The sequence below is a fragment of the Salinimicrobium tongyeongense genome, from assembly GCF_026109735.1.
Classification (GTDB): domain Bacteria; phylum Bacteroidota; class Bacteroidia; order Flavobacteriales; family Flavobacteriaceae; genus Salinimicrobium; species Salinimicrobium tongyeongense.
Genome location: NZ_CP069620.1, coordinates 1677532 through 1698705, shown reverse-complemented (window position 1 = coordinate 1698705; position 21174 = coordinate 1677532). Strand labels below are relative to the sequence as shown.

The 21174-nt window shown below is 37.8% G+C and carries 16 protein-coding genes; 2 read left to right on the top strand and 14 right to left on the bottom strand.

Annotation, left to right across the window (positions count from 1 at the left end; genetic code table 11):
• Nucleotides 1–30: 30 nt before the first annotated feature.
• From JRG66_RS07565 to JRG66_RS07540, 6 genes are read right to left on the bottom strand one after another with little or no spacing between them, the layout of a single operon-like run.
• Nucleotides 31–2259: a GH92 family glycosyl hydrolase gene (locus JRG66_RS07565; protein ID WP_265165329.1), complete on the bottom strand. Its 2229-nt coding sequence runs from the start codon at nucleotides 2257–2259 to the stop codon at nucleotides 31–33.
• A gap of 1 nt (nucleotide 2260) precedes the next feature.
• Nucleotides 2261–3376: a putative glycoside hydrolase gene (locus JRG66_RS07560; protein WP_265165328.1), complete on the bottom strand. Its 1116-nt coding sequence runs from the start codon at nucleotides 3374–3376 to the stop codon at nucleotides 2261–2263.
• 12 nt (nucleotides 3377–3388) lie between these two features.
• A complete protein-coding gene (locus JRG66_RS07555) occupies nucleotides 3389–4450 on the bottom strand; it encodes a carbohydrate-binding family 9-like protein (protein ID WP_265165326.1) in 1062 nt (353 codons plus the stop codon).
• Nucleotide 4451: 1 nt separating this feature from the next.
• Nucleotides 4452–5426: a glycoside hydrolase family 130 protein gene (locus tag JRG66_RS07550; RefSeq protein WP_265165324.1), complete on the bottom strand. Its 975-nt coding sequence runs from the start codon at nucleotides 5424–5426 to the stop codon at nucleotides 4452–4454.
• Between the two features lie 2 nt (nucleotides 5427–5428).
• Nucleotides 5429–7306 carry a sodium:solute symporter family protein gene (locus JRG66_RS07545; RefSeq protein WP_265165322.1) on the bottom strand — a complete coding sequence of 626 codons (1878 nt, stop codon included), beginning with the start codon at nucleotides 7304–7306 and terminating at the stop codon, nucleotides 5429–5431.
• Entirely contained in the window at nucleotides 7306–9564 is a 2259-nt protein-coding gene (locus JRG66_RS07540; RefSeq protein WP_265165321.1) for a GH92 family glycosyl hydrolase, read from the bottom strand. Before JRG66_RS07540 ends, JRG66_RS07545 begins: the two co-directional genes overlap by 1 nt.
• 133 nt (nucleotides 9565–9697) lie before the next feature.
• Between JRG66_RS07540 and JRG66_RS07535 the strand changes: the two genes are divergently transcribed.
• The gene (locus JRG66_RS07535) at nucleotides 9698–10780 is read left to right on the top strand and encodes a sensor histidine kinase (RefSeq protein ID WP_265165320.1); all 1083 of its coding nucleotides are present in this window, start codon (nucleotides 9698–9700) and stop codon (nucleotides 10778–10780) included.
• On the top strand, nucleotides 10777–11481 hold the full coding sequence (locus JRG66_RS07530; RefSeq protein WP_265165319.1) for a LytR/AlgR family response regulator transcription factor: 705 nt from the start codon (nucleotides 10777–10779) through the stop codon (nucleotides 11479–11481). Before JRG66_RS07535 ends, JRG66_RS07530 begins: the two co-directional genes overlap by 4 nt.
• Before the next feature lie 195 nt (nucleotides 11482–11676).
• On the opposite strand, the gene JRG66_RS07525 is transcribed toward JRG66_RS07530, so the two are convergent.
• The 8 genes from JRG66_RS07525 to JRG66_RS07490 form a co-directional block, all read right to left on the bottom strand.
• On the bottom strand, nucleotides 11677–13929 hold the full coding sequence (locus JRG66_RS07525; protein WP_265165318.1) for a GH92 family glycosyl hydrolase: 2253 nt from the start codon (nucleotides 13927–13929) through the stop codon (nucleotides 11677–11679).
• A gap of 149 nt (nucleotides 13930–14078) precedes the next feature.
• Nucleotides 14079–14657 carry a LutC/YkgG family protein gene (locus JRG66_RS07520; RefSeq protein ID WP_265165317.1) on the bottom strand — a complete coding sequence of 193 codons (579 nt, stop codon included), beginning with the start codon at nucleotides 14655–14657 and terminating at the stop codon, nucleotides 14079–14081.
• The gene (locus JRG66_RS07515) at nucleotides 14647–16011 is read right to left on the bottom strand and encodes a lactate utilization protein B (RefSeq protein WP_265165316.1); all 1365 of its coding nucleotides are present in this window, start codon (nucleotides 16009–16011) and stop codon (nucleotides 14647–14649) included. Before JRG66_RS07515 ends, JRG66_RS07520 begins: the two co-directional genes overlap by 11 nt.
• Nucleotides 16008–16742, bottom strand: coding sequence for a (Fe-S)-binding protein (locus JRG66_RS07510; RefSeq protein ID WP_265165314.1), 735 nt, complete (start codon nucleotides 16740–16742; stop codon nucleotides 16008–16010). Before JRG66_RS07510 ends, JRG66_RS07515 begins: the two co-directional genes overlap by 4 nt.
• 1 nt (nucleotide 16743) lies before the next feature.
• Nucleotides 16744–17079, bottom strand: coding sequence for an L-rhamnose mutarotase (locus JRG66_RS07505; protein WP_265165312.1), 336 nt, complete (start codon nucleotides 17077–17079; stop codon nucleotides 16744–16746).
• Nucleotides 17080–17083: 4 nt separating this feature from the next.
• A complete protein-coding gene (fucP, locus tag JRG66_RS07500) occupies nucleotides 17084–18400 on the bottom strand; it encodes an L-fucose:H+ symporter permease (RefSeq protein WP_265165311.1) in 1317 nt (438 codons plus the stop codon).
• Nucleotides 18401–18409: 9 nt separating this feature from the next.
• Nucleotides 18410–19192 (bottom strand): L-fucose dehydrogenase, encoded by a 783-nt coding sequence (locus JRG66_RS07495; RefSeq protein ID WP_265165310.1) that lies wholly within the window; start codon nucleotides 19190–19192, stop codon nucleotides 18410–18412.
• Between the two features lies 1 nt (nucleotide 19193).
• On the bottom strand, nucleotides 19194–21173 hold the full coding sequence (locus JRG66_RS07490; RefSeq protein ID WP_371875345.1) for an alpha-L-fucosidase: 1980 nt from the start codon (nucleotides 21171–21173) through the stop codon (nucleotides 19194–19196).
• Nucleotide 21174 lies beyond the last annotated feature (1 nt).

Sequence of the window (21174 nt, the reverse complement as noted above, 5' to 3'; positions counted from 1 at the left end):
TGAGTAATATTTTATTTTTTATACATAGCACTAACGATAAACTTTATTAGCTTGTGGTACATTTTTGACATTGAAATTCTTATCTTCAGGTTTAGCACTCATATAGAACTCCAGAAGACCTCCCGCAGTTATTTCTGAATGGGTAATATAGGTTCTGTTGAGTTTCTTTCCGTTAAGTTTAACCGCTTTTACATACACTTTATCATTATCAAAATCTTTTGCTTTGATAATGAATTCTTTTCCGCCGGGAAGTTTAACTACAGCTTCTTTAAAAAGGGGGCTTCCCAGTTCATAAATTCCCTGTGCAGGATTAACCGGGTAGAAGCCCATGGCGCTAAAAATAAACCACGAAGACATTTGACCACAGTCTTCATTCCCACAATGCCCGTTGGGCTCGTTACGATATTGGGTATTGAGGATTTGCCTTATTAATTTTTGTCCTTCAGAAGGTCTATCTGTATAATTGTACAAATAAGCAACATGGTGGCTAGGTTCGTTACCATGGGCGTACTGGCCAATCATTCCAGTACTAAAAATTGGTAATACGTCGTTTGTTGTAGGGTGGAAGTTAAACATAGAATCCAATTTCTGGATAAAACGCTCCGTGCCACCTGTTGCTTTTTTTAAACTATTGATGTCATGGGGTACAAACCAGAAATACTGCCATGCATTACTTTCACTAAAGAACCTGGAGTATTCCTTGGGAAGGAAAGGAGATATAAAATTGTTTTTTTTATCTTTTGGTCTAAAGAAACTGCTCTCCTGGTCGTATAGATTTTTCCAATTTTTTGATCGCTCTAAAAAATACTCATAGTCTTCTGCTTTTCCTAGGTCTTTGGCAAACATGGCGATGCACCAGTCATCATAAGCATATTCAAGGGTCTTGGAAACCGACCAATCTTCATTCTCATCTCCTGCCGGCACGTACCCATATTTACGATAGACATCTATGCTCCGGTCATTGGCCATAGCACTTGCCTTACAGGCTTCATAAGCCAAATCTGCATCAAAACTAAAACCCTTAAAATAGGCATCTACAACTACCGGAACTGCATGATACCCCAGCATCATATTAGTTTCATTTCCCTGCATAGACCATACAGGTAATAAACCGGTCTCTTTGTAATGTGCAAGAAGAGAATTGATGAAATGAGGAACCTTTTCCTGTTGGATTATGGTATATAAAGGATGGGCAGCCCTAAAAGTATCCCACAGTGAAAAGGTATCGTATCTATCAAAATCTTTTGAATTTTCTATTTGATGATTAGGAGCTTTGTAATTACCTGAAGGATCACTTAGCAATGTTGGTGCAAGCATAGAGTGATACATCATGGTGTAGAACACCGCCTTCTTATTCTCATCAGGAGTTTCAATTTTTATTTTTTGAAGTTCTGATTCCCAAATTTTTCCAGCCGCTTTCTTGTAGGTATCAAAATTAAAGTGAGGTGCTTCCTCCTTTATAGATTTGTAAGCCCCCTCTATACCGGCTGTAGAAAATCCTGTTTTGATAACAACCTGTTCATTGCTCTGGGTACTGTAGTGAACTTCTACACGGGTATTTGCATCTTCAACGGGATTACCTGTTCTTTGCTCATTCTGAAAAAGATCAAAGGCTTTAAAAGGCTTCGAAAATTTCATTACAAAGTAAACTCGTTGATCTTCAGCCCAACCGGTAGATTTTCTATAACCTTCTATAAGAGAATCGTTAACCACGTTAAAATAAGTCTCTGTAGGTCTGTCCCAGTTTATAGAGTATCCTAAATCTATATGAATCGTTGTATTTTTATCTTCAGGAAAAGTGTAGCGGTGAATACCTGTTCTTCTTGTTGCGGTTAGCTCGGCAGTAATGCCATAATCCAGAAGCTCTACATTGTAATATCCAGGAGATGCTTCTTCCTGTTGATGGCTAAATTTAGAAAAAGGTTTAAAATTATTCTCTTCGATCCTTTCATTAAACCTGCTATTCACCGGCATTACAAGAATATCATAAAGATCTCCCGCTCCGGTACCTGAAAGGTGCATATGAGAAAATCCACTAATAATGGAATCCTGATAAAAATATCCGGCGATTCGATCCCATCCCGGAATCCCGATATCCGGACTTAACTGAACCATTCCGAAGGGAACAGTTGCCCCGGGATATGTATTTCCCGGGCCATCTGTTCCTATAAAAGGATTTACATATTCTACCAATCTCTTTTCCTGAGCAAATGAATTCAGAGAAAGAAAAATCAGGATTAAAGGCAATAGTCTGTACATTTTAATTATCTCTTGATTCTTTTATAGCTTTCAAGTGGTCATCTGTCAAAGCTCCTCCATCAAAAAAGGAAACTCCCCTTGCTCCGTTTGCTTTAGCCAACTCAATTGCTTCTGAAACTTCTTCTCCACTCAATGGAGGCACATAAATTCCTGTATGTAGCTGTGTGTTTCGTCCCTCCAGGTCTTTAACACCCTGCCTTGTAGCAAAGCCTATCCAGTCAAGTTCTTCATTGTAGAAATTTTGATAGATCATTGGAAGTACCATATCTACATTCCATTTATCCCAGCGTTGACGTACCATATGATCTGCCATTTCGGGGTAAGGAAAAACAGCTGCAGTAAGCTTAAGGTTATTTTCTTTGGCAATTTTATAAGCGTCGTCTACAACGGCTTTAATTTTATTAAGACGGAATTGTTTCCATTCCATATCAATAGCGGGATTTTCGAACTCTCTTGGATTTTTGTGATGTTCTTTTTCAAATTCGGCCACACAAACGTCGCAGTAACAGAAATCGAATTCGGCCAATTCCTCATTTTGTTCCAAATCATATTTTGGAAGCAGTCCAATAGGTAGAAAGATATCCGGGAAACGAATATAATCGAGGTGGATACTTTCTATTCCTTCCACTTTTGCAAGACCCTCTACCAGACTTAGAACATGCTCTCTGGAATCTTTTCTGGTAGGACATAACCACTGATAATAATCTACGTAGGGGCGCGTATCATAATTTGATTTTCCATCCCTGCTCACCACATACCATTCAGGATGTTGTTGGGCAACGGCATCTCCTGGTCGGTTCATAGTAAACATCCAGGCATGTACCTCGAGACCTTCATTCTTGGCCAGAGGAACCAAATGTCTTAAAACCTCAGGATCTGTCTCTGTGTTGATGAGTACCGCATCTATACCATTTTCCTTATATTTTTTAAATTCCTGGGTGTATTCTGCATCAGTTTTATCAGAATTTGCGGTAATCCAGGTCCAGTATTTAAAATCCTCCTGTTTAAGATCTATGGCATCAACAGATGCCTTAATATCTTGTTGAGCTTCAGATTTATTCACACACGATACAAGTGAAGTCGTTAACAAAAGGAAAAGTACACTGAGCTTTTTCATTATTTTTGATTTTTAAAGTTTTACAAATTTACCATCCTCTTTGATTAAAAGGATATCATCTGAATAAGGACTTTTTACAGATATATTCCAGCCACTTAAATGTTGTTCATAAGTGGGATTAAAGTGGAAACCATTTAAAGATGGTAGCGAAGTAGAAAGAGCTTTGAGATTGGGTGCCCACTTACCATTTTTCTGGAAGTAATTTTTTTGTTTACGGTAAAGATTGTATAACCACCATTTAATATGTTCCTCTTCAGGAATAACAAACTCATCAACCTCACCTACGGCTTTCTCCGAGAAATATACATATCCCCATTTCTCCGGTTCATGCATATTGATGACATGTTGAGGAGACCATACCCAGTTATATTCGGGTAAGTAATTTCCCTCCTTGTCTTTTTTCCTTGAGTAGGTATTGTCCTGAATCTCATGATCCCAGTTGACCCTGGAAAAATTTATTCTCCAAAACTCATTTTTGGGAATTCCTGTATGAGTATTTGCTTCAGTAAGAACATCCCATGGAATAGCCACCTCTACACTCCAAAAGGCATCTTCATCTGTAGGATTGTTTAGACTTCCTTTAATAAAAACAGCCGATTTTAGACCTTGTATATCCCAGCTGTCCACGATGTGACCAGGTTCACGATAGGGCTTTGAAATAAAAAGATCCCACACAGTATTCAACGCATTTACTTCAAATTCTAGATAATTATGGGTATCACCATCGGGATCTATAAATATCTCAAAATCATTATTGTAGAAAATAACCGTATCCCTTTGTTTTAAAGTTCCCCAAATATGGGGTTCTTCCATTTTTGCATAGAAGTAGAGGTAGGTATCGTCGTACAACATTTTCATTCGGGTCTGGAATTTGGGTTTCTTATATCCCTCTATATCTACAAATTCATCACTAAAAACAGCTTCATTCCATGATTTTTCATCAGCCTTACCATCAATATGAATAGCATCTATTGTTTCATATGCAATGTAAGACTTTGGAACTCCACCTGTTTGTGAAAAATTTATATACGACAAAAGCAAAAAAATTAGTAAAAGCAAATATCGACTTTTCATTTTATAAGCTATTGGTTTTTATAAAGTCAATAATTTCAGATATTTTTCCGAAGGCAAGAGCAGTAACTGTATCGGCTGCTCCGTAATAAAGTGCAAGTTTGTCTTCTTCTGTAGAATGTAAAGCTGCGCATGGAAACAAGACGTTTGGCACATCGCCTGTTAGCTCATAGATTTCTGAAGGTGCAAGAAGATATGGCTGGGTTCTAAACTTCACTTTGTCGGGTTGCTCTTCATCTAAAATTGCCGCACCTACAGAATACCTGAAGCCGTTACATGTGTTTATTACCCCGTGATAAAATAGAAGCCATCCTTCTTCTGTAAGAATGGGAACTGGACCGGCTCCTATTTTGGTACACTGCCATGCACTTTGCTCAAATGGTGACACTTTCATAACACACCTATGCTCCCCCCAGTACTTCATGTCTGGGCTGTAGCTAATATAAATATCTCCAAAAGGGGTATGACTATTATCGCTGGGGCGACTCAACATTGCGTACTTTCCGTTTATTTTCTTCGGAAAAAGAACCCCATTACGATTAAACGGAAGGAAAGCATTTTCACACTGAAAAAATTCCTTAAAATCAAAAGTGTAGCCTATCCCTATAGTAGGACCATGATAACCATTACACCAGGTAATCCAGTATCTGTCTTCAATAAATGTAACCCTTGGGTCATATTTGTAATCGGAATCAATCATGTCGGTATTCCCCGGATTGAAATGAATAGGTTCATGTTCAATATCCCAGGTAAGTCCATCTTTACTAAATCCGGCAAATATGTTCATTTGAACCGATTTATTATCACAACGAAAAACTCCAGCATAGCCGTCTTTAAAGGGAACCACTGCACTATTAAAGATACTATTTGAACTGGGTATGGCATACCTGCCAATTATTGGGTTCTCATTGTACCGCCACATAACGTTTTGTGCACCTGCCGGCTTTTCTTGCCAGGGGATAATAGTATTTGAGTTCATGTTCATTCTTTGTATTTTTTAATTTTGTCCAACCAGGTAAACTTGAGAATAATAGTGGTTACTAGAAAAACAGCTAAAGATGTTAACGCCTTTGGATAATCTCTCACCACAAAAAAAATGGGCATTAGAATCATTGAAGATTGCCAGATTATACCAATGATACAATTAAGCATATCAAGGTTAAAATCTTTATTTTTTTCAATATTTACTCCCTCTGCTCGAATCGTACTCCTTACAGGTTTCCACCACCCCCACGGCCTTACATTGGTATAAAATTCATTTAACGTTTTAGAATCGGTAGGTTTGCTCAAAATTGTTCCAAATATACAGCCTGCCAAAGAAACCAGGAATATTATCGGGAAGAGATAAATTGCCGGGATATGAGCTGACTCAAATAAAACAGAACCAGGTGTAAAGTTATCTTTATTAAAATCGAGCAAGAACTGTAAAGTTGCTATAATTAGCCCGGAGAGCATCCCCCAAAAATATCCCCAGCCATTAAATCGCCACCATATCCATTTCAGAAAATTGGAAGCCACATAACCCCCATATAATGCACTTGTTATCCAGAGCGTTATAGAATTTATGGACTCTGCAAAAAAACCCATTATCACCCCCAATACTACTACTAAGAAAGAGGATAAGTGGGATACCTTGACATAATGATTATCTGTAGCATTAGGCTTGTAATATTTCTTATAAATGTCATTTACAATATAAGCAGGCCCGGCGTTAACAAAGGCTGAAAATGTAGACATAAATGCGGCCAAAAGGCCTGCCAGGAGCAATCCTCTTATTCCAACAGGAATATGATTATTGATTACCTGCGGAAGTAGAATTTCCAAATCATTACCATTAATGCCGTCCGAACCCGCCAATTGAGGAGCAATAAAAACCAATGCCAGTACAACTATACCACTAATAAGCAGATATCGCGGCACAAAAAGCACCAGATTTGTAAACCCACTCATGTAAGCAGCGTCCTTTACAGTTCTTGTAGAAAGAATACGCTGCATATCGTAACTTGGGGTAGGTCCTGCAACACTGGCAAAGAAACCTTTAAAAAGAGTCATCCCAATAAAAGCCCCAAACATTTTGTAACCCTGGGTATCTATAAGATGGTTAAAGCTCTCTTCCTTCCCATTCCAAAAGGTTTCCAGCTGCCAGCCAAAAAATATATTTTTCCATTCTTCAGGAATAATTGCTGTAATCTGGGTATCTGTTAAAGAGATGAAAGTATATACGGTAACTAAAATTCCTGCCACTACCATAATCAAATATTGCAGTACCTCGGTAGCCACAACAGAGAACATACCACCCTTTATGGTATATATTGTTGTAAGCAAAATTATGATTAATGCATAGCATTGTTCCGAAGCTAATATTTCATATCCACTCAAATTAATAGCCATATCCCAGGGTAGAATTACAGTCATGAACTTTCCTACTCCTTCAAAAAAATAGGCAATAAAACCTATGGCAGCCACAACGGCAAAGACTGCGACAATAAAATGTGAAGCCCGTCCTGCTTTATCATCTCCAAACCGGGTGAGAATCCATTCTGATCCTGTCATAACTTTTGAACGCCTTATCCAAACGGCGAGGAACATCATTATAAACACTTGGTTCCATACCGGCCACATCCACATGAACATAAAACTTTTGACACCATATAAGAAGAGTATCCCTACCATCCAGGCCGTTCCTGAAACATCAAACATTCCAGACCCATTACTTAGCCCGAGGTAATACCATTTTATTGATTTTCCTCCAAGAAAATAAGAATCCAGCCCTTTAGAAGCTTTTTTGGAAACGTAAATTCCTACTCCCAGCGTTACTGCTATATAGAGTAAAATTATACTTACATCAAGAGTCGCCATTAGTTTGCCGTTGTATTACTAATTCCCCAACTGCGGTTAGGCTCCGGTCCCATCTTAAAGTATAATTCCCCACCTTGTAAAATTTCTTCATGTGTTATGAAAGTACGGTTCAACTCTGTACCGTTTAATTGGGCAGATTGGATGTAAATGTTTTCATCGGATACATCCTCTGCTATAATTTTAAAATTTTTGCCATTCTGAAGTTCGATAACCGATTCTTCAAACAATGGACTACCTATTTCATATTCCGCTGAAACAGGATTTAGGGGATAAATTCCCATTGAGCTTAGAACAAACCAGGCTGACATTTGCCCCGCATCTTCGTTCCCACTTAAACCATCTGGCTGTGCACTATACTGAGACATGAGGATTTCCCTCACCCAAAACTGGGTTCGCCAGGGCTGGTTAGCTTTATTAAATAAATAAGCAATATGATGACTTGGTTCATTACCATGGGCATATTGCCCGATAAGACCCGAAATATCAGCTGAAACATTATCTCCGGTGATTTCAGAACTTTCGGTGAAAAGCTGCTCTAACCTGTTCAGAAAATTTTCTCTGCCATGAAGATCTATAAAAGCCTCCGGTTCATGCAATACGAACCAGCTATGCTGCCATGCGTTTCCTTCAGTATAATCGGTGTTTTCCCTGTGGTTTGAGAATTTTGGATCAAAAGGTTCATTCCAGCCACCATCTTTGGTTTTACCTCTCATAAAACCTGTTTCAGGATCAAATAATTCTTGATATGATTTTGCTCTATTTGAAAAGTACTTAAAATCTTCCTCTTTACCGAGCGCCTTTGCCATTTGAGCGACTGCCCAGTCATCGTACGCATATTCAAGAGTAATAGTGACTGACTCGTCCAGAAGGTTATATGGTATAAAGCCATATTCTTTGTATAAATGTAATCCCCGTTCATCTTGCATCATCGTATTCTTCATTGCTTCATAAGCGAACTCTACATCAAAATCTCTTATTCCCTTAAAATAGGCTTCAGCTATTACCGGAACTGAATGATATCCTGTCATCGTATTGGTTTCATTGCCATACAGCGTCCACACAGGAAGAATATTTTCAGTTTTATAGTATTCGAGAAGGGACCTGATCATATCCGGCACCTTTTCAGGGTCGGTTAGGGTGAGTAGTGGATGTTGTGCCCTAAAAGTATCCCACAAAGAAAAAGTGGAATAGGCAGTATAATCTCCTGCTTTAATGATTTCATCATTTTCTTTCCTGAACTCACCATTCTTATCACTAAAAGTTACCGGAGCCAGTTTTGTATGGTAAAGTGCGCTGTAAAATATTGTTTTTAAAGAATCAACCGGAGTTTGAATTTTAATGGTTTCCAAAGCTTTAGCCCATTGTGTGGTTGCTTCCTCTTTCCTTTTATCAAAATTGAAATCGTTCACATCCAAATTCTCTTTTGCATTTTCAATACTTACCGATGATAATGCCAATTTCACCTGAAGGTTGGTTCCTGTTTCAGAATCAAAGAAAAATTGCGCAGCGGTTTTGACACCGTTAGCATTATGGTTATCAACAACTTTCCCATCTGCCAGGAAATTAGCGTCAACAATAGGTTTAGAAAATTCTGCTACAAAAAAAACTTTTTGATTATTGGCCCAACCGGTACTGTATCTATACCCGCTAATAGTAGTGGGGTTTTCAAATTCAATAGAAGATTCTGTAGGCCGGTCCCAGTTAACTGCAAAACCCAAATCTACTACTACCGTTTGTTCATCTCCCTCTCTAAAAATGTATTTTTGGTAGCCAGTTCTTTTAGAAGCTGTTAAAGAAACATCTACATTATGATCATCAAGAAACACATTGTAGAACCCGGGAGAAGTCTCTTCATTTGAATGGTCAAATTTGGACAAGTAGGGAATGTCACTTCTCGATTTTACCGTTATAGCTAAATCGATTTCTTTGTTGACCGGCATAAAGAGTAGATCTCCCAGGTCTCCAATACCTGTTCCGCTTAAATTTAAATGGGTAAAGCCTACTATTGTATCATCTGAATAATGATATCCCGAGCACCAGTCCCAGTCACTAATCCCATTATTCGGACTTAGCTGTATCATTCCAAAAGGAGTAGTGGCTCCAGGATACGTATGGCCATGCCCTCCGGTTCCAATAAAAGGGTCTACATAAGAAATGACTGATTTTGCCTGTTCTTCTTTACGGGTATGATCTCTATTTTTACAAGACCAGAATGCACATAAAAGCAAGAAATATAGAGGGAGGGAAAGCTTCTTCATTTGAGATAAAATTTGGGGGAACTACAACATTTCCTTAACAAATATCAAGATTTATTTATATATTCCAGACCCAAAAAAGGGAAATTAGACCAACAGCATTTTTGGAAAGCTTAACAGCCTGAAATCTGCATTTATGATACTACAAAAGCATTTTGACAAGGTCTTTAGCAGTACCTCCGGCTATTATAAAATAGGACCAGAACATCATATATTGTTTTGGATGTTTTACTTCCTTTTCAATGTATTGAGATGGGGTAGCTATTATGATGATTATCTTTTATCGTTGAAGGGTAATATCATTGGTTTTCCCATCCATATGTTACTGAGCTATATCACTATATATATCTTTATTCCGAAATTTATAGAAAAACGTAGGTTTTTCACTTTTGCAGTTTCACTCATTGCTTCCATTTTTTTAATGGTGCGGGTGAAATTTGACCTTACTTCTCTTTTAGTGAGTACTAACGTATGGCCGGAAGGACCTGTAGAAACTACCACATTTACATTCAATTATGTCATAACGATGATGTTAGGCGAGTTTTATGTAATTTCTTTTGTTACAGCTCTAAAAATAACTATAGACTGGATGCAGGAAAGTAAAAGGGTAGCCAAGCTTCAAAAAACTCAACTGGAAACCGAATTAAAATTTCTTCGGTCCCAAATTTCACCTCACTTTTTCTTCAATACATTAAATAATATTTATTCTCTTTCGCTAGAAAAATCTGTTAAGGCCTCAGAAACTATCTTGAAGCTGTCAGAACTAATGCGTTATCTCCTGTACGAAACCACTGAAAATAAACAGGATCTGCAAAAAGAGATCATATGTATTCAGAATTATCTGGACCTTGAAAAAATACGGTATGGAGATCTACTACAAATCAAAATGTCTATTACAGGAGATATTGCAGGAAAAAAAGTTTCCTCTATGCTCCTAATTCCATTTATTGAAAATGCTATAAAACACGGGGCTAATAAGACAATAGGCAAAACCAATATAATTATTACTTTCACTATTCAGCAAGATTTTCTACATTTTAAAATCGTGAACACGCTACCACCTCAGTCTCCTAAATCTCAAATCAAACAACCTGGGGGGATTGGAATTGCAAATGTGAGAAAGAGATTAGAACTCGCATACCGTAAGGATGAATATGAACTTCAGAATTATGAAGAAAAGAACAGGTATATCGTAGAACTTAAATTGAAACTCCGATGAACTTAAAATGTATAATAATTGACGATGAGCCATTAGCCATAAATGTCATTAAAAACCATCTCTCCCAATTCAAAGATGTAAGTATTTCAGCTACTTTTAACAATGCAGTGGAAAGCTTGAAATATCTTGAAAGTTCTGAAGTAGACCTTCTGTTTCTGGATATTAATATGCCTGTTTTAGACGGCTATAGTCTTCTAAAGAGCCTAAGCAGGAAACCCATGGTGATTATCACTACAGCTCATGCCGAATTTGCAGTACAAAGCTACGAACTTGAGGTGCTCGATTATTTGGTTAAACCTATATCCTTTCCCCGCTTTGTAAAAGCCATGAATAAAGCTTTAAAAAGGAATCAAACCATCAGGACCGTAGAAACCACCAGTGAAAAAGATCACATCTTTATTAAAATGGATAAAAAGTTAATGAAGAAGATCTACCTGGATGATATTAAGATAGTAGAGAGCCTAAAAGATTATATTAGAATTATTAGCACCAGTGGCAAATACATTGTTCATCAAACATTAAGTAATTTCACTGAAAGTCTACCTGCTGATAAATTTATTAGAATTCACAGATCATTCACTATTTCCATTGATAAGGTTGAGGCTATTGAAGGAAATTGCTTGCAGATTGATGGGAATAAATATACTATTGGTCGAAGCTATTTGAACGATGTAAAAGAAACGCTTCTTAAAACTTCCTAAAAAGGAAATGTATAAAACCGAAAAAAATAAATGAAAATATAAGATTTGCATTCTTGTGCTGAAAAAGAACTTAATAATGGCATATTTGACTCCCTTTTAAGAAGCCTGATACTGGCTGATTAAAGAAAATATTACCAGTACTTGTTATCCAGGTATAAGTGTAAGTTTCCAGTGGAACTAATTAAAAAATATTTTTTAATTAGTCTTCAAACCCCAATTCTTATTAGGTTCTTTACCCATTTTGAAAATTAATTCTCCTCCATTAGTTATTTCTGAATGAGATATTGTTGTTCTGTCAAAATGTTTCCCATTTAATGTGGCCGACTGGATATAACGGTTCTCATTAGACACATTCTCGGCTTTTATAGTGAATGTATTTCCATCTTTCAACTGAATTACCGATTGCTCAAAAACAGGGCTTCCAATTTCGTATTCTGCAGCAGCAGGGTTAAAGGGATATAATCCCATAGAACTAAAGACGTACCAGGCAGACATTTGCCCGGCATCTTCATTCCCGCTCAAACCATCAGGTTGGGTAGAATATTGGGTTGATAATATTTCCCTTACCCAAAATTGTGTTAGCCAGGGTTTACCTGCTTTGTTGAATAAATATGCAATATGATGGCTTGGCTCATTCCCATGAGCGTATTGACCAATAAGTCCCGAAATATCTGCTGAAGCATTTTCTCCCTTTATTTCTGAATCTTCAGTAAAAAGTTGCTCCAGTTTACTGCTGAAATTCTCTGCTCCGCCGTGAAGTTCAATTAGCTCCTGGGGTTCATGTAAAACAAACCAACTATGCTGCCATGCATTACCTTCAGTATAATCTGTATTCTCCATGTGACTGGAAAATTTTGGATCAAAAGGAGTACTCCAGGTTTCACCGTCTTCAGCTTTTCCTCTCATAAAACCTGTTTCAGGATCAAACATTTTTTCATAGGCTTTAGCGCGATTAGAGAAATATCTGTAATCGTCGAGTTTATCCAAAGCTTTTGCCATTTGTGCAATACACCAGTCATTGTATGCATACTCTAGGGTATAGGTCACAGATTCATCAAGTTCATGAAATGGTATATATCCGCGTTCTTTATAAAACTTCAGGCCTCTCTGATCTTGCATCATGGTTTTTTTCATTGCTGTATAGGCTTGCTCAACGTCAAAATCTCTTATTCCCTTAAAATAAGCCTCTGCAATAACCGGGATAGAGTGATAGCCTGTCATTGTATTTGTTTCGTTGCCATAGAGAGTCCAAACCGGAAGCGCTCCTTCAACTTTATAATAAGCAAGCATCGATTTTATAATATCCGAAACCTTCTCGGGGTTGGTTAAAGTTAAGAGTGGTTGCTGCGCCCTAAAAGTGTCCCATAATGAAAGAGTTGTATAAGTAGTAAAGTTTTCGGCCTTTAAAATACTATCATTGGAGGCACGAAATTCACCATTCTTATCACTGAATATAACTGGTGCCATTTTAGTGTGATACAAGGCAGTATAGAAAATTGTCTTAAGAGAATCCTCTTCCGTCTCCACTTTAATACCTTTTAAAGCATCTTCCCACAATGCAGCAGCCTCATTTTTGGCAAGGTCAAAATCGATTTTTTCATTATTCAGATTCTGTCTCGCATTCTCTATGCTCACCGAAGACAGCGCCAATTTTACCTGCAGTTCATTAGCTTTATCTAAATTAAAAAATAACTGGGTAGCAGTTTTAGCCCCTTCCGCGCTATTCTCATTTACTTCCTGGCCATCACTAACTAATGATTTTGAAACAATTGGACTGGAAAATTTTGCAACAAAAAATACTTTTTGATTCTTTGCCCACCCGGTACTGTGTCTATATCCGCTCATAGTGTAATCGTCTTCAATCGTTATTTTGGTTTCCAACGGACTGTCCCAGTTAATGGCAAATCCAAGATCAACTATTATCGATTGATCTCCTGCATGGCTGTATTTATATTTTTGATAACCTGTTCTCACAGAAGCTGTCAACTCCACCTCAACCTCAGGATCTTCAAGAAAAACCCTGTAGTAACCAGGAGATGCCTCTTCTTTTGAATGGCTAAAAACAGATTTGTACGGAATATCATCCCTTGTTTCAACCGGGATGGTTAAATCGATCTTCCTGTTGGCAGGCATAAAAAGCAAATCGGCCAGATCTCCAATTCCGGTGCCACTAAGGTGCAAATGACTAAAGCCAACTATAACCGTATCTGAAATATGATATCCCGAAGACCAGTCCCAACCCTGTTTCCCATTATCTGGACTTAGCTGAATCATTCCAAAAGGTACAGTGGCTCCGGGATATGTGTGACCATGCCCTCCTGTTCCTATAAATGGATCTACAAATACTGATGCTTCCTCTTCAGTCAATAAATTCTCCTTAAGGTGACGATTACAGGAACATAAAAAGATAAAACTAAAACTAACTAAATAAAGAATATTTTTATTCATGGTATGTGTAAGAATTCTCTTCTCAAAAATTGCAAATTTAAAGAACATTTTATCCTTCTTCTAAAAATATATAAAGAGGATGAATAAAATTTAATCAGCTTAACATATCTTAATTTCTGTTTTTATAAGTAGGAATTGAAAATCATCCATTACTCTTGAAGAAATAATTTAACCCGCTTAGCGCCTTGAGCTCCTGTCACCAGTGTCTGTTCAATATCGGCTGTTTTTGAAGGACCAGCGAGGAAAAGTCCATAGGTGTAATCTATCTGTTCAACCTTATCGTAAGCCTGGTGCATATTTGAAACCAGTTGCTCTTTAGATAACAGAATCACCAATTCTTCAGGAAGAAAGGCGAGTAATCTTGAGGGGAGCACCTCATCGTCCAACCACAACGCAGCATTTTCGGCAACTCCAAAATGAGCCTGACAGACGAAAATATCTGGAACATTTTCAGTTTCAAAAGGCTTTTCTTCATCCAATAGAATTGGGAAGCGAATAGCATGAGACTCAATTGAAGACTGCACTTTTTTACTCTCGGCACAAGATGTGAGCAGTTCCATAAGATCAATTTTTGTGGCATCAAACACCTCCATACCCGCTAATGTTGCCATTTCAACAAAAGTCTGAAGTATGTTATCTTCCCCGGAAGAAAATAGGATCTGAGGTAAATCTATATCAATAGAATTCGCTGATTTCAGGCTGTTAAGGATTCTTTCTCTACTCTTCATGGTTTGATCTTTTATACCATTCTCTAAAAGTCTCTTTTGGCAGATCGGTAAATTTTCTTCCTTTATTCCAGGGATTGTAAGACGATTTTAGTACAAATGATGAAATTTTAAGACGTGCACATTTGCCTGCCATTTTATAAACTGTTTTATTCTTCAGCAGCTCAGTACTAGCTTTAAAACCAAGCGTCTTCTCTACTGCCTGTGAAGTTTCTTTGGTGAGCTTTTGCCTCCATTTATAAAGCAAACCTGCCAAATCAATTTTTACGGGACAAACATGGTTACAGGAGCCACAAAGAGTTGAAGCAAACGGCAGATCTTTGTTCTTCTCTTTATTGTAAAATGGTGCCAATACAGAGCCTATCGGCCCGGGGACGGTATGGTGATATGAATGACCTCCCGAACGGCGATAAACAGGGCATGTATTCATACAGGCTCCACATCTTATGCACTTCAAGGCTTCTCTGAAACCTTCATCCTTATAGATTTCAGTTCTTAAGTTATTTACTATAATTATATACTCCTTAGTGTATTGCCGGGGATTTTTATAATGAGAAGTATATATTGTAATAGGCTGCCCCACTGCCGATCTTGCCAGCAATCTTGTAAAAACAGAAAGTTCCTTGAGGCCCGGCAAAATTTTCTCAATACCCATACAATGGATGATCACCTTTTTACTGTGCACTCCTAAATCGGCGTTACCTTCATTGGTACAAACCACAACACTTCCGTTTGTGGCAATTCCGAAGTTTACACCTGTAACAGCTGCTTCAGCTTTAATAAAATCTCTGCGTAGAGAATTTCTTGCTTCTTCTGCAAGATAAGACGGGTCTGAATTTCCTACTTCAGTATTTAAGAACTGATGGAAAGTCTTTCCTACCTCCTCTTTTCTTAAATGTACTGCAGGCACTACAATATGGCTGGGTTGTTCTTGACGAAGCTGGACTATACGCTCACCAAGATCTGTATCTACCACCTCAAAACCCTGCTTCTCCAGGTGGTGGTTGAGACCACATTCTTCGGTAAGCATAGATTTACTTTTCACAACAGAGGTAACATTATTCTCTCTAAGAATTTTGGTAACCAATACATTCACTTCCTGGCCGTCCCACGCCCACTTAACTTTCATTCCATTTTGTGATGCCTGCTGCTCAAACTTTTCCAGGTAATGGGGTAAACGTGAAAGAGTATGTCTTTTTATTTCTGAAGCGGCTTGTCTTAGCTGTTCCCATTCGCGCAATTGATCTTTTGCATAATCCCGCTTCTTTCTAAGAAACCACAGCGTATCATTATGCCAGTCAGCATCTTTTCGATGAGATAAAAACTCTTTGCTTAGGTTGGCATGTAAGGTTTTCATAGACTGGAATTTAAAATCTCTGTAATGTGCACAATTTTTACAACAGATTCATTTTCTTTAAAAACACCTTCCAGGTGCATAAAACATGACATATCTGTTGCAGTTAAATACTCTACTTTTTCATGTAGAACGTTCTTTAATTTATCTTCTCCCATTCTTACAGACACTGCATTTTCAAAGACTGAAAAACTTCCACCAAAACCGCAACATTCATCAGACTGAGCAGGTATTACCAGGTGTAAACCTTCAACCTTATTTAAAAGATTTTCGATTTTTGAAAATGCTGTTCCTCCTAATTCTGAAGCTTTTGCGAGTTGTAGACCTCTAAGGCCATGACAGGATTTATGTAATGCCACCCTATGTGGAAAATAGCTCTGAACGACAAAATTCGTTTTTACATCATGCAAAAACTCTGTTATTTCTTTAAATTTTTGAAGTTTGTCTTGTTCCAGTTCTTCTTTTAATAGATGGTGTGTGAGATGGTAAATACAACTTGCAGATGGGGCAACTACATAATCTACATTAGGCAGGGCTTCCAAAAATGGACTTGCATAATTTTTATTTGTCGTGTAGTGTTCGTAACCACTATTGGCCATTGGTTGTCCACAACACAGAATGTCCTCTAAAAAGATAACTTCACAACCCGATTTTTGAAGTAATTCCAGACTTGCTCTTCCAACTGTTGGATAAAGTTGGTCAATATAGCAAGGCACAAATAACCCTACTCTCATACTACTGTGGTAAAGAAAAAATTTTGTTCATTAAAACCCATTTTTGACCAGGCTGTGCTGATGGTATCTTTTTCTGATACTTCCACATCAATTCTTCCCAACGTTGGACCTTCTCGTTTTTCGCATCCATTTTTGCTTTTTCTTCAAAAGAAAATTCCGGAGTAGTATCAATGATCATAACCAAACTAGTCTCAAGATTGAAGATTTCCATATGGAGAATACCACTTTTCTTGATGCTGTCAACAATTTCAGGCCACACTTTTTTATGATGATCTACATACTCCTTTTTCAGAATAGGATCATCTTTAAGTTCACAGGTAAGAACATATCTTTTCATAAACTTAATTTAGACGTTGTTGATATATATATCTTCCATAAAGCCCGACGATAATAAAACAAACAGTAGGTAGAATGAAAGAGAAATTGATCTCTGGCACACCCAAAATATTAATATCGTTATATCCTGCCCCTCCCATATCAAGAATAAGTCCCTGACAACTTGGCATTAAGGCACCACCAACTATGGCCATTACTAAAAAAGCAGCACCGAACTTGGCATCTTCTCCACGACCTTCTAAAGCAATGCCGTAAATAGTGGGAAACATTATAGACATAAAAAAAGATATTCCTGTAAGTGCATATAATCCTATATGACCTGAAATAATGATGGTCATAGCACTACAGAGAATAGCTCCAAGCGCAAACAGGAACAATAGTTTACCTGCGTGAAAGTATCTAAGTAAGCCTGTTCCAATCCACCTGCCTACAAGAAATAGAACGAGCGCAAAAATGGCATAATTCACTGCTTTGTTATTTGGAATTCCTATTGATTCTGCGTACTGATAAATATATGTCCAGCACATAATTTGTGCCCCTACGTAAAATGCCTGAGCAAACACTCCTCCATAAAATTTTGGATGTTTAAAAAGCCTTTTTAAAGACTTGCCCACAGGTACCCGGGATTCTTTATTTTCATCTTTAGGCATTTTTACCAAGAGGATGAGAACAAAAAATATAATTACCACAATTCCCAGAAGTACATACGGATTTCGAATGACTTCCAGATCTGAGATTCGTATTAACTCACGTGCATCTTCAGGCAATGTGCTGTAGATCCCTTCTCCCTGTTCATTCAAATCATCTGATTCCAAAGCATTCAGAATAAAATTTTGAGCTACGATTAATCCTCCTAAAGCTCCCAATGGATTAAATGCTTGTGAGAGATTCAACCTTTGCGTAGCAGTCTCTTCTGCACCCATAGATAAAATATAAGGATTGGCTGTGGTCTCAAGAAAAGCCAACCCAAACGTGAGAACGTAAAGTGCTGTGAGAAAGAAATAGTATTCCTGAAAGGCAGCAGCAGGAAAAAAAAGTAATGCTCCACAAGCATAAAGTGCAAGCCCCAGTAGTATACCTTTTTTATAAGAATACCTGTTAACAAAAATAGCTGCAGGTAGTGCCATGGTAAAATATCCGCCATAAAATGCCAATTGCACCAATGAAGCCTGAAAGTTATTTAGTTCTAGTATCTTTTTAAAAGCTGAAACCATAGGGTTTGTTATATCATTAGCGAAGCCCCACAGAGCAAATAAGAAAGTGATTAGAATGAAAGGAAGTAGAATTTTCCTTGAAATTACTGGTGCCTGAGTTTTATTCATCACGGCACATTAAGTTAAAGACCTGTCCAGGTGTACATACCCGCCATCCACGAACAGAAACTGTCCTGTGGTATGAGAAGATCTTTTAGATAAAAGAAAAACAGCAAGATCTGCAACCTCTTCAGCAGTGGTCATACGTTTCCCTAACGGTATTTTTGAGGTAATACTTTTCAACTTACTCTCGGGATCATCGAAAGAACTCAGCCAATTTTTATACAAAGGGGTGAGAACTTCTGCAGGTAAAATAGCATTTACTCGAATGTCAAAAGGTAAAAGCTCTGCAGCCCATTCTCTTGTAAGCGCTAATTGGGCACCTTTAGCAGCTGCATAACCCGAGGTGTTACCCTGGCCTGTGAGAGCTACTTTTGAACTAATGTTAATGATATTACCCTTAGAAGCTTTTAAATAAGGTAGGCAAAAATGCGCCATTTCATAATAGTGATTCAAATTGTTGAATACTGATTTTGTAAAGCTCTCTGGATTACCATTTTCAAGACCTATACCATCATTTGCCCCGGCATTGTTCACCAATGCATCTATTTTCCCATACCTCTCTTTTACAGTTAGCACAAGCTCTTTACAAGTACCCTTATGATTGAGATCTCCCTGTAAAAAAAAGGCTTTTTGGCCTTTATTTAATAGCTCAGATTCCAGCAGTTCTCCTACTTCTTTATTTCTCCCAATAAAAACCGGAATGCCTCCTTCGAAAGCTAAGCTTCTGGAGATAGCTCCTCCAATTCCCTGCGTTCCACCGGTTATCAATATCACTTTATTTGTAAGGCCTAAGTCCATATTATTTCTGATTTACTGTTATTACACTTAGTTCTCCAATAGAAATAGCACCGCTGTCATCTGTATTTTTTATACTTTTAAGCTTGATGTATCTTGCTTTAATAGGTTGAAAACTTACCTTTTGCTCAATAGGGTTGTTACGAATGTTGCCAAATTCACCTGAAGCTGTTCTAATCCATTTTTTATTGTCTACACTAACTTCAAATACATAATTGGAGATAGTTCCAAAGGACCATTTATTATGAGATGGCTGGTAAATAAAACCTTGAAGAAGATAATTCTTACCTAAATCAACAACCACTTCCTGCGGCAGCTCCTTATTTTTTTTTGCTGTCCACCATGTATTTTTATCTTCATCAATAATTTTGGAAGCCTCTTCAATATCACCGGAAGTAACATCTATAACTTTCCATTTAGTTTTCGGGATATCAAAATTCACCTTTTTTGATTCACTGTATTTTCCGCTTACGGGGTCATAAGCAATTGCGTTCAAGGTAATTGGTTGGCCTCCGGCAATAACTTCAGTGTACCTGTAAGAATTATGATTGGGTTCTGTTCCGTCTAGAGTATAATAGATATGCACATTTTCATCGGGAACCTGCAGGGTAATCACTCCTTTTTTTGATCTGGTAACTTCAGGAGCTACCAACAATGCGGGAGCATTATACACTTCAATATTCGATATTAAAGGACTGGATTTGGAATCCAGGATATTTAGTCTTAGAGCAGATGCTTTAATTGGGTCAAACCTCAAAATTCTTTTATAGCCTATGGTTGTTTGGCGATCTATTTCATGCCATTCCCCATTAACCAGGCCTTCTATAGTGAAAGATTTTACCCTCTGTCCAAGAGGAATATACTCCTGTACCAGGAATCTATTAAAAACAACATCTTTACCAAAATCTAACGTAAGAGAACTTTTAATTTCGTTTTTACCAGGAGACCAGTAGGTTCCCTTCTTACCGTCTATGGTGTTTTTTGCAGAAAATTTTGGGTTATTATTTCTTACTTTACTTGCACTCACTTCTAAATTCTGAGCCAGATTATTTTCAAAATCTTCATCCAGCTTTTCCCTGAGTTTTATCAACTGCTTTACATCGTTTTCATGAATTAGCCCTCTCCTGTCTACCGGAATATTTAAAAGAAGGGAGGCATTTCGCCCTACAGATCCGTAATAGATGTCCAGCAAATGTGGAAGAGATTTTACCAAGTGATCCTCCTTCGGATGATAGTACCAACCCGGCCTAATAGAAACATCAGCCTCTCCTGGTACCCAATGGGTACCATCGACATGCCCGTACTGCAATTCTTTATGTTTACCCGATCCTGCATATAATTCGGCTTTACGAATTAGGGACCAATTTGTTTTACCCGCTATACCTTCTTCATTCCCTATCCATCTAATATCTGGGCCATTATCTCCAAAAATCACAGCATCTGGCTGATGCGTTCTAACTATGGAATATACCTTATCCCATTGATAGTAACTTCTATGATCTATTTTCCGGTTTTCATTGGCACCTCCGTAATATCCCGTACCACCGTTTGCACCATCAAACCATATTTCAAAAAGGGTTCCGTAATTAGTGACTAGTTCTTCCAATTGTTTGTGAAATACGTCAACATATTCCTCTTTACCATATTGTGCATGATTCCTGTCCCATGGAGAAAGATAGACACCAAATTTTAGATCAAATTCTTCACAAACTTCTGCAAGTTCTTTTATAAGATCTCCCTCTCCACTTTTCCATGGGGAGTTTTTTACAGAATGTTCTGTCGTTTCTGAAGGCCAGAGACAAAACCCGTCATGATGTTTTGCAGTTATTATTATTCCCTTCATACCAGCCTCCTTTACCACTTTTGCCCACTGCCGCACATCTAATTCTGTGGGATTAAATTGTTCAGGTGATTCTCCTCCTTCTCCCCATTCACGGTTTGTAAAGGTGTTCATATTGAAATGAATAAAAGCGTAATATTCCATT

Excerpts from the sequence above, each read along its gene's own strand:
- JRG66_RS07565 (WP_265165329.1), bottom strand. The coding sequence starts at position 2,259 with ATGTACAGACTATTGCCTTTAATCCTGATTTTTCTTTCTCTGAATTCA.
- JRG66_RS07560 (WP_265165328.1), bottom strand. The coding sequence starts at position 3,376 with ATGAAAAAGCTCAGTGTACTTTTCCTTTTGTTAACGACTTCACTTGTA.
- JRG66_RS07555 (WP_265165326.1), bottom strand. The coding sequence starts at position 4,450 with ATGAAAAGTCGATATTTGCTTTTACTAATTTTTTTGCTTTTGTCGTAT.
- JRG66_RS07550 (WP_265165324.1), bottom strand. The coding sequence starts at position 5,426 with ATGAACTCAAATACTATTATCCCCTGGCAAGAAAAGCCGGCAGGTGCA.
- JRG66_RS07545 (WP_265165322.1), bottom strand. The coding sequence starts at position 7,306 with ATGGCGACTCTTGATGTAAGTATAATTTTACTCTATATAGCAGTAACG.
- JRG66_RS07540 (WP_265165321.1), bottom strand. The coding sequence starts at position 9,564 with ATGAAGAAGCTTTCCCTCCCTCTATATTTCTTGCTTTTATGTGCATTC.
- JRG66_RS07535 (WP_265165320.1), top strand. The coding sequence starts at position 9,698 with ATGATACTACAAAAGCATTTTGACAAGGTCTTTAGCAGTACCTCCGGC.
- JRG66_RS07530 (WP_265165319.1), top strand. The coding sequence starts at position 10,777 with ATGAACTTAAAATGTATAATAATTGACGATGAGCCATTAGCCATAAAT.
- JRG66_RS07525 (WP_265165318.1), bottom strand. The coding sequence starts at position 13,929 with ATGAATAAAAATATTCTTTATTTAGTTAGTTTTAGTTTTATCTTTTTA.
- JRG66_RS07520 (WP_265165317.1), bottom strand. The coding sequence starts at position 14,657 with ATGAAGAGTAGAGAAAGAATCCTTAACAGCCTGAAATCAGCGAATTCT.
- JRG66_RS07515 (WP_265165316.1), bottom strand. The coding sequence starts at position 16,011 with ATGAAAACCTTACATGCCAACCTAAGCAAAGAGTTTTTATCTCATCGA.
- JRG66_RS07510 (WP_265165314.1), bottom strand. The coding sequence starts at position 16,742 with ATGAGAGTAGGGTTATTTGTGCCTTGCTATATTGACCAACTTTATCCA.
- JRG66_RS07505 (WP_265165312.1), bottom strand. The coding sequence starts at position 17,079 with ATGAAAAGATATGTTCTTACCTGTGAACTTAAAGATGATCCTATTCTG.
- fucP (WP_265165311.1), bottom strand. The coding sequence starts at position 18,400 with ATGAATAAAACTCAGGCACCAGTAATTTCAAGGAAAATTCTACTTCCT.
- JRG66_RS07495 (WP_265165310.1), bottom strand. The coding sequence starts at position 19,192 with ATGGACTTAGGCCTTACAAATAAAGTGATATTGATAACCGGTGGAACG.
- JRG66_RS07490 (WP_371875345.1), bottom strand. The coding sequence starts at position 21,173 with ATGGAATATTACGCTTTTATTCATTTCAATATGAACACCTTTACAAAC.